Genomic DNA, 12721 nt, shown 5'->3' with positions numbered 1-12721 from the left:
GCTGCGGCAAGGATGGATGCTGTGATTCACATACGGCAGTTCACCTGGGCGGATTACGACGGCGTCACCGAGGTATGGAAATCGGCGGGCCGTGACGTGCTGCCCCGCGCAGAGCTTGCGGCCAAGCTGGTGCGCGATCCGCAGCTGTTCCTGGTCGCCGAGCACAACGACACTGTGGCGGGGGTGGTGCTGGGCACCTTCGACGGTCGGCGGGGATGGGTCCTTCGGCTGGCGGTAGATCCGGCGCATCGTCGCCACGGCATCGCCAGCCGCCTGATCGGTGAGCTAGAGACCCGTTTCGCGGCCCTGGGGTGTCCGAGGGTGAACCTGCTGGTCATGCCGGACAATGTGGAGGCGCTGCGGTTCTGGCAGGCGCTGGGATACCTGCCGCTTCCAGACGTGCTGTGTTCCAAGCCGATCAGCACCCCGCCCGGACTGTAGTGCGGATGTGGTCGGCAGCTGTGACGAACCACGCAGGCGGACGGAGCAACGACGCTGACGAACGGTCCTACGATCATGGCATGAGTGCCGAGCAGGACATGCGGGCATGGCTGCGTCAGCACGGAGCCGAGACGGTCGGTCATCCGGGCGGCACACTCTACGCCCATTTGTCGCGTGTCCACGACCGCCTCGGCGGGCTGGGATTGGGCGCAGACGTGCAGTTGGCCGGCTTGGCGCACGCGGTGTACGGCACGGACGGTTTCGATCTCGTGCTGCTTGACCCAGCCGACCGCATGACGCTGCGGGATCTCATCGGCGCGCCGGCGGAGAAGCTGGTCTACCTGTATGGCGCTTGCGACCGGGACCGGACCTGGCGGCGGCTACCCGACACTGGTGAGGTTTGGAACCGATTCACCAATGAGGTCGAGTTTTTGGACCCCGTGGCGCTGCAGCCCTTCGTCGACCTGAGCATCGTCAACGAACTGGACGTCGTCGAGCAGGACCCGGCAGTGGCGGAGAAGTATGGCGCCTACTTCCGCTCGCTGTTCACCTCTTGGGCTCAGGTCGCCTCCGCGCAGGTCACGACCGACGCCAAGCAGGTTCTGGGCTTCTAGAGGGTCGGCCCGCCGTTCGGTTATGACTCGTGGCGTTCCGATCGGCTGTCATCGGCTCGGCGGGAGGCGATCGCTGCCTGGTTCCGTTCGCCCTTCGGAAGGTCGAGGAGTTCGGCGAGGGTTGGTTCTGACGCCCGACTGAGGATCGGCGGGATGTCTGGTGTTCGGATCTCGCGGATGTTGAGGGGTGGAAGGTTCCAGGCGGCGACGAGCAGGTTGTTCTTGGCGAACTCACGGACGGCTCGTCGGAGGTGTGTGGCCTCGCGCTGCTTCAGGTTGGGTGGCGGGGTGCCGTCGAGGGTCTGCGCGCGGGTATCCGGGAAGGTCTTGTCAGGTTCGTAGTAGGGGCCGTAGCCCATGCTGCCGGCCAGCCAGAACTGATCAGGTGACCGTTGTTGCTGAGGATCGCATCGAGCGGGTACCCGATCGCGTCCGCGATCTTCGACGCTATGGCGTCGCGGTCGCCGGTGTGACCACGGGTGCCGGATGAGGTTGTGGCGGCGAACTGGTCGATTGCGGTGCGGGCGGTCGGGCGCCAACCGGGTGTGCAGAACAGTTCGGCGAGACGAACGATCTCGGGGTAAAACGCGGCGATGTAGCGGGGTCCGGTGAAGGCGTGGGCGGTCGGGATGAGGGTCTTGATGCGCTGGTCGTGGATGGTGTGCTGCGGTGATGGACCGTAGAAACGCAGGTCGACGCAGACGTTCTGAGAGGCGGCGATGGCGTGCAGGGCGAGTTTCCAGCCGCGCCGGCGGACCAGCCGGTTGTGTCGTTGCTGGGCGGCGGTGAGTTCGGGCAGCAGCGTGCCGACCGGGCGGGGCTGGTGGTCGATGCCGAACTCGGTGGAGCCGATCCAGTAGCCGTGGCGGGCGCAAAGCATCTCGTGGTGGGCGAATAGGCGGCGGACGATGCCGCCGCGGTGGCTGGCGGTGCAGAGCGGGCAGGCTCGTTGTGGGTAGTGCCGCCATTGTTTCCAGTCCGGCGCAGGGTCGCGTAGTTCGGGTAGTGCGTGTTCGAGGCCAGTGGCCGGGTAGCCGGTGGCGGCGACGAGTCGGTCGAGCACGATCAAACGTCGCCTGCCGGACCCCGTTGGTGCGCTGAGGCAGGTCCATAGGTCTTCGTGGGGCAGGGCGTGGACGGCGGCGAGCCTGGCGACGTAGGAGACCAGCGTCTCGTGGTGTGCAGGCCGCAGCGGGATGGGCAGCCGGGGCAGCCGGGATCTCAAGCGGTCGCGGCCGCGCCGGCCGAGGTCGCTGGGCTGGGGCGGGTGCTGGCGTAGGTTTCGGCGGCATGGTCGAGCCGGATCGCGGCAAGATGTGCCCGAGTGATGTGTTCGGTGCCGTCGAGGATCGCGTCTATGGCGGCGCCTCGGATCAGGTGCGACAGGCTACCGATCATTCCGGCAGTGCGCCGATGCAGGTATTCGTCCAGCTTCGCGAGGCTGGCGGCCGGATGCTTGCGCAGCGGCAAGGTGGTTTCGATCCCGGAAACCAGGGCCCGCCAGGCAGCGCGCTGTTCCGGTGTGCCGTAGGCGAATCCGGCGGTCGGGATCGTGGTGAACCGGCTGGCGATCTGCCGCCCGCGGGGGCCGGCGAACAGGCCGGCGCGTTCGACGTCGACGCCGGCGTAGACGAACGTCGCGGGCAGCCGTTCGGCGAAGTATTTGAGCTGGTCGGAGACTTCCGCCCCGGACCGGGTCGCGAGGTTGAGGTTGTGGACCTCATCGACGAGGACCAGGTCGACGCCGACGTGAGTCGCGGTGAGACAAACGGCGTTGACGACCTCGGTGAGGTTCGCGCGGTTGGTCAGCGGCAGGCCGAGGAAGCGAGCGAACTCGACGGCCAGCATGCGCGGGGTGGCCGCGGGCGGGACGGTGACGTAGATGACCGGCAGCCGCCCGAGTTCACGGGGGTGTTTGCGCCGGATCGCGAGTTCGTGGGTGCGTCCCAGTGCTGTGATGGCAGTGGTCTTGCCGGTGCCCGGGACGCCCGTGACGATCAGTCCGCGGCGTGCGGAGACCTGTCGCCGGTTGAGCATGACCAGCCGGCGGGCGCAGGCGATCACCTCGATGATCGTCGGGGTGTTGACCATGACCAGTTCGGACAGGTATTCGATGCGGGCGTCGTCGTCGCTGGTCGGTGGCGTAGGCCGATGGCCGACGAAGCGGGACCAGCCTTCCTTGGTGGTCAGCGGCTCATCGGCTGCCTCGCCGGAGTCGTCGAGGGCGGGGCCGAGACGCAGGTGCTGACGTTGGCTCATGGCCACCTTTCGGCTTCGGCGTCGGCGTCGAAGATGCCGAACGGAATGACTTCGGCGCTGGCCTGTTCCTCGCCGTTCAGTGGGGTAGGCAGCTCGATGATCTGCGCGTCGGGTAGTCGCCGCCTGGCGGCACGGGTGCGGGCGGTGATGCGGGCGCTGGCCCGGTCCGGTGCCGGTCCGATGGCGGCGCGGGTGAGCAGTTCGTCCAGGACGCGGGCGACCTCGGTCTCGTTGTCGTCGGGCAGCCCCCGGGAAGCGGCCAGGCGGCGGGCGTGCCGCCAGGTGAAGTCGGCGAACGGCGCGGAGATCATTGGCAGGTGGGTCCATGATGCGGTGACCCACCCGTTCGGGGTACGGACGAAGACGTGGGATAGGTCGTAGGGGTCATAGTGCACTTCCCATCGGCCGCCGCGTTCGGTTCTGCCGGAATGCTGGCGCCGCCAGGGCGCCAGGTCGGGACTGTCGTAGGTGCGATGTTCGATGCGAATGCCGTACTCGTTGATCTGCCGCCACTCGACCGGCAACAGCTCCAGGTAGTCCTCACCGGAGAGAGTCATCGGCAGGTAGCCGGCAGTGGCGACCAACGCGGCGTAGGCGTCGTTCGGGCTGATCGCCCGGCCCGGGACATGCGGATCGAGCAGGCCCTCGTGCGGGCGGCGTTGCCATCCGGCGACGATCCACTCGTCGAGCAGGTCCTGCAGTTCGGCGAGGCTCCAGACCGCTTCGTCGGCCACCCGGTCGCCGCGCCGGGTGACGTTGGCCCCGGTGTAGCCTGCGACGTGCTGGCAGAACAAGGTGTTGATCGAGGAGAACTGCCGCTCGACGATTGGCTTGTCTGTCGGGGTGCCCTTGCGGGCCGGCTGGATCGAGATTCCTAGGTTGGCGCAGGCCCGGGTGAACACCTCGGAGACGAACACTCGCCCGTGGTCGATGACGATCGTCTCCGGCACGATCACGGGCTTGGCCGCCGCCAGTTCCAGCCGTGCGTCAACGCCGACGAGCCGGGCGTGAGGCAGTCTGGACGCAGACATACGCAGCGCCGTTGACCAGCCGGGCCGCATCGGTTCCGGGACGAGCATCCGAGCCAGGAGCAGCGCCGCGTCAACGGCCTTGGTGCCGGACGGGCGCAGCACCGCCGCGGCGATGGTGCGGGTGGCGACGTCGATGACCATCGTCAGATCGGGCCGACCGAGCACCCCAGAGTCCAGCACGACCATCACGTCCAGCACCGTGGAGTCGATCTGCACCAGCTGACCCGGCCGGGTGGCGGCCGTCGGTGTGAACGGCCCATCGGGCCGGTTCGCCAACGACCGGCGGGTAGTCGCCGCGCCAAACGAGTGCCGACCCACCGACAACGCCGCGATCAGTTCGTAGAAGGCGCTGCGAGCCGGAACCGGCACCACGGCGCCGCCGTGTTCGGCGGCCAGTGCGGCGACGACCTGCAGCATCAACCGGTCCCGGGTGCCGGTCGAGGCATGCGTCTGCGCATCCAACTCCGCGCGGATCGCCGTGACAAGACGCGGATCCGCTCTGCCAACGATGTCTCTCGTCCTGATGGCGCGCTGGTCGACCAGGCCCCAGACTCCCTGCTCGGCATAGCGAACCCGCATCCGGCGCACCGTGCGCGCCGAAACCGGCCTGCCGGCGGCGGTCAACTCCTCCGCCTTGGCCTGCTCGCGCTGGGCCAGGGTCGAAATCGCTGGGTCGAATCCGGGCCGTGGGAGGCTGCGTGGCTCCGCGCCGGACGGTAGCCCGGTCATCACCTCGACCACATGCCGCTGCCACCAGCGGGCCCGTTCCGCCACGTCATCCGGCAAGCTGTCAAGCAGCCCGAACGGCTCCACCACCGGTGTTGCAGGTCCATCGACAAGCTCAAAGTCCGGCGCGGCAAGCAGGAACGGCAAGAGTATGACTTGCGCCGCTCCGGACCTGGACTGCAGCCGCACCGAGGTGCCCGCCAACGCGACCACCTGGTGCTCATCGCCGTCGAAGCGCACCCATTCACCGATGCGTAGCATCGGCATCCGTCCGGATGCCATCACCGCGCTCCAACAGTGGTCACCGGCGTGGCGTCGTGCAGCACCGTGCCCAGGCCGGCGGTTAGGTCACCACACCACAGCAGGTGAAACAGGACCGGCAGGACCACGATCGGATCACCGGCCTCTTCCGCCCCGGCCATCAGTGGCGCGGTACTGACGAACACCTCGCGCAGCGCCGCTACGATGCCGGGCACGCGGTAACGCGGATGCCGGTAACCGGCTAGCCAGCGCACGTTGGTACTGAGCACAGGGTCAGGCACTCCAACGAGGCGATAGTCCCATCCGACCAGCTCACATGCCCGCCGCATCGCATCGAACGCTACGGCGTCGCGCGGCTTGATCCGCTCCGCTGGACGGCAGTCGACAACCATCGCACGGCCTCCGACGAGACGAGCGAAGTAGTCCGGCGCGTGCGAACGACGGCGGCCATCTTCGTCCCAGAACAGCCAGAACGGCTGCGAAGCGATGCCGACCACCGCAGGATCGAAATCCAACAACATCAGGTGGTCCCGCTCCAGCCAGGACTCGTAGCCGACATGCCCACCGGTCGTTGACGACCACCACAGGCCCGGGAAGTGCCGCTGCCGCTTACGCGACGAGAAGACTCGCACCGGCTTACCTAGCTCAAACCGCACCTCAGCCGAGTTGATCAAGGGGGCACGAGGCTCGGCTCCGTCGGCGCCCACGTAGCCGATCTCGAACTCAGCCGTCAGCGGACCACCGGAGCCAGGCACCGCGCGAAGCATCCCGGCACCGTACCGCTGGCCATCTTCAGCCGGACGTGGCCACGCCGTTGGCCAACTTCCCGTGGACTGGCCACCTTCGGCCGGACCGGACACTTCCAGCGTCCAGATTCGCTGGGCGATGTCAGGGGTGTCGATTAGAATGTATGTACTAATCGAGTTCTTGACCTGGGAGGACGCCCATGACCGCGCCCGCCTCCACCCCCCTCACCCCCTACGCGACCCTGCTCGGCTTCACCCGCTACGTCGACCGCACCGGCCCCACCAAGGCGACCTTCGTGGGAGGGCTGCGCAAGCAGCGCGCGAGCCGGTCCGGCTTCAACCCGCACGGCCAGTTCGTCAAGGCGCTCAAGGCCGACATCGCCTTCCACACCGGTGGCACGCACCTGACCGGGGTGGTCGACGTGGTCAAGCCACGGTGGCGTCCGCTCTACCAGGCGCTCGTCCCCGGCGCCACGGCCTGGCTGCACTCCCTCGGCGAGCCAGCCGCCGTCGACCTCGCCCAGACCCGCGACGCCCTGGCCATGCTGGGAGACCTCCCCGTCAAGATCAACCCCCACTTCGGGGTACGCCACTCCGACGGTCGCGCCGAAGCCATCCGCCTGCACTTCGACGAGACTCCGCCGAGTGAGGAGTCGGTGCTCGCCACCCTGCACCTGATGGCCCGGCACATGGACGCGGTGCTGCCACACGCCGAGCCAGTCCTGGTCGACGTCCGTCGCGGCCAGGCACACCGCATGCCCGCCGACGCCAAGCCCGACCAGATCGAGCGATGGCTGTCGGGCGAGGCAGCCGCGTTCCGCGCCATCTGGTCCACCGCCGCCTGACACCCACCGCCGCCTGAGCGTCTGCCGCCGTTGAACCGGTCCGGCATGTCGCTCGGGCGGCGGTCTGGTGGTCGACGCAGCCCGACCGCGTCCAGCTTGGACCAGACCCCACTTCGACACGGGCGATGTCGCCGTTGTCGACGACTTTCGTCTCTCCGGCCGCCGCGGAGATTGCGGCGAGCCTGAGCTTCAGTCTCAGCCAAGGACGCGGTCGAGCGCCGTGGCCAACCGTGGCGCGAGGGTGGCGGCGTACGTGGCGGTGATGTGGTTGTTGTCGCGATAGACGAGCACGCCGCCGATAACCGGCGAGCACCGCTCGCGCGGGCAGATAGCCGAGTTCAGGTCCACCAGGTACACCTTGTTGTTGTCACGAGCGGCCGTTTCGTGGGCCGGGCCACCGCCTCCCGCGAGGACCTTGTCGCGGGGGGATGCGCAGCGGGTCAAGTTCTTCGAATTGGCGGACACGCACTCTGCGATGTCCCGGTCGTGGTAGGGGGTGTCGCGTAACACGATCACGGGGATATCGGCTGCCGCCATCGCGGCCCACGTCCGCCGGAGCGCTTCCGCGAAGGCGGCCTGCGCTTGACTCGTGACCCTCTCGCCGTTCTGGATCATCACATAGAAAGATGTGCTCACCACAAGTACGTTGGGTCGCTCAGCCCCGGTCAGTTGCGCACGGAGCTTGTCGTTCCACTCAGTACAACTGGGGTACGGCCGATTGTCCAAGGCGACAACGCCGTCGATGAACGGGCAGGACGACTTCGTGTAGCTCTTGAGACGCCACTTCTTCGAATCGGCTACCCGCTGCAACGCCGGAAGCCACTGGGCCGCGTGGGAGTCCCCAGCGAGAGCCACTGTGAACGATCCGCTCGGGTCCCCGTACTGGCACGCCCTGACCGCGCTGCTGCGCTGATCCGTATGGCAGCCGTCACGCCACGCGTCGGGGCCGTCCTTGCCGGCCACCAACGGATCCGGCACGAACGGGCCCACGCGGTCCACCGCAAGCCCGGCGTCGCTGCTGGCCGGGGATCCGCCCAGAGCGGCTGCACCGAGAACCGCGGGTGACGCGGCCACGGGGACCCCGGTGCCGCCCACCGTCGGCACGGCCAAGCTGGGTGGCATCGGCGAACTCGTCGGTGGAACGGTCAACTGGAAGGCGAGTCCCGCCAGAAGGGCCACTCCGGTGCAGAGAGCCCCGAGTTGCAGTGACCGCGCAGGTTCCCAAGCGAGCGTCGTCGACATCCGGATCGGGTTCTCAATGAACCGGTAGGTGAGCGCGGCCGGCACCACCGCAAGCGCGGCAACGGCGAGGCCGGTGACGGTGCTGAGTTCTCCGAACCGGGCCTCGGCGACGACGAGCAGCGGCCAGTGCCAGAGGTAGAGGGAGTAGGAGATCGCTCCGATGGCACGTACCGGCCCTAGCGCCAACAGCACGGCCGGGCCGATGCCGCCGGCGGCCAAGCCGCCGGCGATGACCGCTGCCGTCCCCAGGGTGGGGGCCAACGCCAGATACCCGGGGAACGCGGAACTCTCCGTCAGAAGTGCGGCGGACGCCACAATCGCAATGAGGCCACACCAGGCGAGCGCGGCCGCTGCCAGCCGAGGCAGGCGCTTTAGGTGTCCGGCGAGCCTTTAGGTGTCCGGCGAGCAGGGCCAGGAAGCCGCCAAGGGCCAGCTCCCACATCCGGGTGGTGGTCACGAAGTATGCGCGGGCGGGATTGTCTTCGGTCAGCCATACCGACCAAGCGAAGGACGGCACCGCGACCAGCGTCAGAGCGATGAGCAGGTATCCGGTGCGGGCGTACCGGCGCCGACCGAGCCACACCGCAGCGGCCAGCAAGAGTGGCCACACGAGGTAGAACTGCTCCTCGACGCCGAGAGACCAGAAATGCTGCAGGATGCTGGGCGCCCGGTTGGCCGCCAGGTAGTCGACGGACTGTTCGGCGAGCCGCCAGTTCATGGCGTACAGCCCGCTGAACACCACGTCCCAGCCGGTGGCCGACCAGCGGGTGCGCGGCAGGAAGGCGAAGGTGAGCAGCAGGGTTCCGATGAGGACCACGACGGCGGCCGGAAGCAGTCGCTTGGCACGCCGGCCGTAGAAACCGATCAGCGAGAGATGGCCCGTCCGGTTCACCTCGGCCACCAGCAGGCCGGTGATTAGGAATCCGGAGATGACGAAGAAGACGTCGACGCCGACGAAGCCGCCGGGCACCAGTTGCTGGCTGGCGTGTCCCACTAGCACCAGAACGACGGCGAGGGCACGTAGCCCTTCCACATCACCTCGGAATGCGGCCCGGGGATTGGCTTCCGGTCGCACGGCCGTTCGTGTCATTCGCTCCCCACCCCATGCCGAATTCGCGTCGCTGACACAACGGGGCGAAGGCGTGGGTGGTTACGATCCGTATTGGCCTGGTTGGCCATGTTCCCCGCCATGACGTGGGCGGGCCGACCGACGGCCGCCAGGACGCGGGCGGTGCCAGGCGCCACGAGATCCGCACACCCACGAGATGGTGGCCTCCCACGTGCGGGAGGCCACCATCTCGTGGGTGTCGCGGGGGGTGCCTGGGCTGGGTCAGGCGGCGGGGACGTACTTGGCCAGGTCGTCGAGGATCTTGTTGGCGGCGCCGACGCCGATGCCGGTCATCCAGATCTCGTCGGAGACGGGGTACGCCTTGCCGGCCTTGACCGCGTTGAGGCCCTTCCAGAGGGTCCCGCCGGTGACCTTGCTCTGCTCGGCTGCGGCCTTCTCGCCGTACGCGGTCACGAAGATGACGTCGCCGTCGACCTCGTTGACCCGCTCGGGGCTGACCAGGTCAAAGCGCTTGTCCTCCTTGTTGGCGAGCAACTGACGCTCGGGGCGGCCCAGGCCGGTGTCGCCGATGACGATGCCGGAGAACGAGTCCGGCCCGTACACCCGGATGTTGCCGGGCAGGAACCGCACGATGGAAATCTTGCGCGTGGCGGCGTCGCCGAGGGTCGCGCCGAACTCCTTGGCCCGCTTCTCGTATGCGCCGAGCAGGTCCTTGGCCTGCTGCTCGCGGCCGAGTGCCTTGCCGTCCAGGAGGAGGTTCTCCTTCCAGGTGATGCCCACCTTGTCGGTGAACACCGTCGGGGCGATGGCGGCCAGCTCGTCGTAGAACTTCTCCTGGCGGAACTTGCTGCCGAGGATGAGGTCCGGCTTCAGTGCGTTGATCGCCTCCAGGTCGGGCTCGGTGAGCACCCCGACCTCCTTGATGCTGGCAAGCTTGTCCGCGCCGAAGTACGTGGGCCAGCTCTTGGCCTCACCGGCCGTGGCGGCGCCTACCGGAGTGATGCCCAACGAGAGCGCCGTGTCGATCTTGTCGGTGTCGAGAACGACGACACGCTTGGGCTCGGCCGGGACCTTGGTGGTGCCCATGGCGTGGGTGATCTCCCGGGTTTCCCCGGTGGTGGAGCCGGCGACCGGGTCGCTCTCACCGCAGGCGGTGAGTCCGACGCCGAGGGCGGCGGCCGCGGCGAGAGCGGCGACGAGACGACGCATCAGAGTCCTTTCGAGGGGTACGAGTCGGCGAGCGGGGTGGCCGCGTCGCCGATGGCGGGTCGGGCGTCCGGCACGGACGCCGTCGACGAATCACGGTCTCCCGCGCCAGCGGGCCCGGCAACAGAGCCACCACCGCCAGCGGGCCCGGCGACATAGCCGCCGCCAGCGGACCCGGCAACATAGCCGCCGCCAGCGGGCCCGGCAACAGAGCCCTCCGTTTCGGCGGTCGCACGGACCGAGCCGCCGGTGTACGCGGGCACCACCAGCGGCGCGCCGGTCACCGGGCAGGGCACGACCACGCAGGCCAACCCGAAGACGTCGCGGACCAGGTCGGCGGTGAGGATCTCCCGGGGCGGTCCGGCGGCCACCACGGCGCCGGCGCGCATCGCGACCAGGTGGTCGGCGTAGCGGGCGGCCTGGTTCAGGTCATGCAGCACGGCGACCACGGTGCGGCCCCGCTCGACGCGCAGCCGGTGCAGGAGGTCCAGCACCTCCACCTGGTGGGCCAGGTCGAGGAAGGTGGTCGGCTCGTCCAGCAGCAGGGCGTCGGTGTCCTGGGCGAGTGTCATGGCGATCCAGACGCGTTGCCGTTGACCGCCGGAGAGGCTGTCCACCGGGCGGTCGGCCAGGTCGGTCACGTCGGCCAGGGCCATCGCCTGGTCGACCGCCGCGCCGTCCTCCGACGACCACTGTCGCCACCAGCGTTGGTAGGGCTGCCGGCCGCGCCCGACCAGGTCCGCCACGGTGACACCCTCGGGCACCAGCGGGCTCTGCGGCAGGACGCCGAGGCGGCGGGCCACCTCCCGGGTCGGCAGGTCGCGGATCGCGGTGCCGTCGAGCAGCACCGTGCCGCTGCGCGGGGTGAGCAGCCGGGCCATCGTGCGCAGCAGGGTGGACTTGCCGCACGCGTTCGGGCCGACGATCACGGTGAACGCGTCGGTCGGCAGGTCCAGGTCGAGCCCGTCGAGCACGGTCCGCTCGTCGTAGCCGGCGACCAGGTCGCGGGTGGAGAGCATCACACGACTCCTTCAGGCGTCACGACGACCGCCGACGGCCGCGCAGCAGCAGGAAGATCAGGTACGGGCCGCCGATCGCGGCGGTCAGCACACCGGCGGGCAGTTGGGTGGGTGCGAGCAGACGTCGACCGGCCAGGTCGGCCAGCACCAGCAGCAACGCACCGAGCAGGGCGGCGCAGACCAGCGGTGGCCGTTCGGCGCGTACCAACCGGCGGGCCACCTGGGGGGCGACCAGCGCCACGAAGTCGACGGCACCGACCTGGGCGGTGACCATCGCGGCGACGAGCACTCCGGTGCCGGCCAGGCCGATCCGGCGGGCCACCGGGCGCAGCCCGACGCCCCGGGCGGTGTCGTCGTCCAGGGCGGTGCTGTTCAACGCCCAGCCGGCCCAGGCCAGCACCGGCAGCAACACCAGCAGGGTGCCGGCGATCCAGGCCGCCTCGGTCCAGCCCTTGCCGGCCAGGGTGCCGATCAGCCAGATCTGCGCGCGCAGCCCGTCGATCGGGTCGGCGGTGAGCATGACGACTTCGGTGAGCGCCCGGAAGGCGAACGCGACCGCCACCCCGGCGAGCACGAACCGCTGGGCGGCCAGCCCGTGCCGGGCACCGAGGGCGAACAGCAGCACCGCCGCGAGCAGCCCGCCCAGCAGCGCGGTGGGTGCGACCAGCACCGCGGCCATGCCGCTGGTCAGGGCCACCGTCGCGGCGAGGCCGGCACCCTGGGTGATGCCGATGACGTCCGGGCTGGCGAGCGGGTTACGGGCCACGCTCTGGATGAGCGTGCCGGCCACGCCGAACGCCGCGCCCGCCGCCGCGGCCAGCACCACCCGGGGCAGCCGAAGATCGAAGACCACGAGGTCGTACGGCGTGCCGGCCCCGGAGAGGGCACGCAGCACGTCGGCCGGGGCGACGTACGGGGTACCCAGCGAGAGGCTGAGCACGACGGCCAGCAGGAGCAGCACGGTCAGCACGGCGGCCACCAGCACCGCGCGGCGGCGGATCAGCAGGCTGACCGGGCCGATCCGCAGCAGCGCCCGCCCGGGCAGCCGGGCCCGGTCGTCCGCAGCCGAGCCGGCGGCCGCGACGGCCGACAAGCCAGCGCGCCCTGCGGGGCCAGCCGCGCCGACGGAACCAGCAGGAGCGGCCGCGGGACCCGCAGGGCCAGCAGGAGCGGCCGCGGGACCCGCAGGACCGGCCGCGCCAGGCAAGCCAGCCGAGCCCGACTGGCCGGGCGGGTCGGCGGGGGCGGCCGAACGGTGGGTG

11 protein-coding genes and 1 pseudogene are annotated in these 12721 nt (G+C 69.5%); 3 read left to right on the top strand and 9 right to left on the bottom strand.

Going from position 1 to position 12721, the window contains the following annotated elements; genetic code table 11:
* The first annotated feature begins 12 nt into the window (after positions 1 to 12).
* Together O7614_RS12100 and O7614_RS12095 are read left to right on the top strand one after the other, a co-directional pair.
* Complete coding sequence (locus O7614_RS12100) at positions 13 to 441, top strand: GNAT family N-acetyltransferase (RefSeq protein WP_278138554.1); 429 nt, start codon at positions 13 to 15, stop codon at positions 439 to 441.
* Between the two features lie 80 nt (positions 442 to 521).
* Positions 522 to 1055: a DUF6817 domain-containing protein gene (locus O7614_RS12095; RefSeq protein WP_278138553.1), complete on the top strand. Its 534-nt coding sequence runs from the start codon at positions 522 to 524 to the stop codon at positions 1053 to 1055.
* A 271-nt stretch (positions 1056 to 1326) separates the two neighbouring features.
* Here O7614_RS12095 and O7614_RS12090 read toward each other — a convergent pair whose 3' ends face one another.
* From O7614_RS12090 to O7614_RS12075, 4 genes are all read right to left on the bottom strand, one after another.
* Positions 1327 to 2280: a TniQ family protein gene (locus O7614_RS12090; RefSeq protein ID WP_278138552.1), complete on the bottom strand. Its 954-nt coding sequence runs from the start codon at positions 2278 to 2280 to the stop codon at positions 1327 to 1329.
* Positions 2277 to 3146, bottom strand: coding sequence for an ATP-binding protein (locus O7614_RS12085; protein WP_278138551.1), 870 nt, complete (start codon positions 3144 to 3146; stop codon positions 2277 to 2279). The genes O7614_RS12090 and O7614_RS12085 overlap by 4 nt, the downstream gene beginning before the upstream one ends.
* 164 nt (positions 3147 to 3310) lie before the next feature.
* Positions 3311 to 5338 (bottom strand): Mu transposase C-terminal domain-containing protein, encoded by a 2028-nt coding sequence (locus tag O7614_RS12080; RefSeq protein WP_278138550.1) that lies wholly within the window; start codon positions 5336 to 5338, stop codon positions 3311 to 3313.
* A 14-nt stretch (positions 5339 to 5352) separates the two neighbouring features.
* Positions 5353 to 6099, bottom strand: coding sequence for a TnsA-like heteromeric transposase endonuclease subunit (locus O7614_RS12075; protein WP_278138549.1), 747 nt, complete (start codon positions 6097 to 6099; stop codon positions 5353 to 5355).
* A 179-nt stretch (positions 6100 to 6278) separates the two neighbouring features.
* On the opposite strand from O7614_RS12075, the gene O7614_RS12070 reads away from it, so the two are divergent.
* Positions 6279 to 6923, top strand: a complete 645-nt coding sequence (locus O7614_RS12070) for a hypothetical protein (protein ID WP_278138548.1) — start codon at positions 6279 to 6281, stop codon at positions 6921 to 6923.
* Between the two features lie 195 nt (positions 6924 to 7118).
* On the opposite strand, the gene O7614_RS12065 is transcribed toward O7614_RS12070, so the two are convergent.
* From O7614_RS12065 to O7614_RS12045, 5 genes and pseudogenes are all read right to left on the bottom strand, one after another.
* A complete protein-coding gene (locus O7614_RS12065; RefSeq protein WP_278142231.1) occupies positions 7119 to 8045 on the bottom strand; it encodes an SGNH hydrolase domain-containing protein in 927 nt (308 codons plus the stop codon).
* Positions 8046 to 8178: 133 nt separating this feature from the next.
* The gene (locus tag O7614_RS12060; protein ID WP_278138547.1) at positions 8179 to 9255 is read right to left on the bottom strand and encodes an acyltransferase; all 1077 of its coding nucleotides are present in this window, start codon (positions 9253 to 9255) and stop codon (positions 8179 to 8181) included.
* 240 nt (positions 9256 to 9495) lie between these two features.
* Positions 9496 to 10443, bottom strand: coding sequence for an iron-siderophore ABC transporter substrate-binding protein (locus O7614_RS12055; RefSeq protein ID WP_278138546.1), 948 nt, complete (start codon positions 10441 to 10443; stop codon positions 9496 to 9498).
* 251 nt (positions 10444 to 10694) lie between these two features.
* Positions 10695 to 11459 (bottom strand): annotated as a pseudogene (locus O7614_RS12050) (ABC transporter ATP-binding protein); the annotation flags it as partial.
* A 19-nt stretch (positions 11460 to 11478) separates the two neighbouring features.
* Positions 11479 to 12552 carry an iron ABC transporter permease gene (locus O7614_RS12045; RefSeq protein ID WP_278138545.1) on the bottom strand — a complete coding sequence of 358 codons (1074 nt, stop codon included), beginning with the start codon at positions 12550 to 12552 and terminating at the stop codon, positions 11479 to 11481.
* Positions 12553 to 12721 lie beyond the last annotated feature (169 nt).

Origin of the sequence: Micromonospora sp. WMMD961, from assembly GCF_029626145.1 — a bacterium.
Taxonomy (GTDB): Bacteria; Actinomycetota; Actinomycetes; order Mycobacteriales; family Micromonosporaceae; genus Micromonospora.
The sequence above is the reverse complement of the archived record's forward strand: the minus strand, read 5'-3'. Positions and strand labels throughout refer to the sequence as shown.

Excerpts from the sequence above, each read along its gene's own strand:
- O7614_RS12070 (WP_278138548.1), top strand. The coding sequence starts at position 6,279 with ATGACCGCGCCCGCCTCCACCCCCCTCACCCCCTACGCGACCCTGCTC.
- O7614_RS12060 (WP_278138547.1), bottom strand. The coding sequence starts at position 9,255 with ATGACACGAACGGCCGTGCGACCGGAAGCCAATCCCCGGGCCGCATTC.
- O7614_RS12080 (WP_278138550.1), bottom strand. The coding sequence starts at position 5,338 with ATGCCGATGCTACGCATCGGTGAATGGGTGCGCTTCGACGGCGATGAG.
- O7614_RS12055 (WP_278138546.1), bottom strand. The coding sequence starts at position 10,443 with ATGCGTCGTCTCGTCGCCGCTCTCGCCGCGGCCGCCGCCCTCGGCGTC.
- O7614_RS12095 (WP_278138553.1), top strand. The coding sequence starts at position 522 with ATGAGTGCCGAGCAGGACATGCGGGCATGGCTGCGTCAGCACGGAGCC.
- O7614_RS12100 (WP_278138554.1), top strand. The coding sequence starts at position 13 with ATGGATGCTGTGATTCACATACGGCAGTTCACCTGGGCGGATTACGAC.
- O7614_RS12085 (WP_278138551.1), bottom strand. The coding sequence starts at position 3,146 with ATGGTCAACACCCCGACGATCATCGAGGTGATCGCCTGCGCCCGCCGG.
- O7614_RS12065 (WP_278142231.1), bottom strand. The coding sequence starts at position 8,045 with ATGCCACCCAGCTTGGCCGTGCCGACGGTGGGCGGCACCGGGGTCCCC.
- O7614_RS12075 (WP_278138549.1), bottom strand. The coding sequence starts at position 6,099 with ATGCTTCGCGCGGTGCCTGGCTCCGGTGGTCCGCTGACGGCTGAGTTC.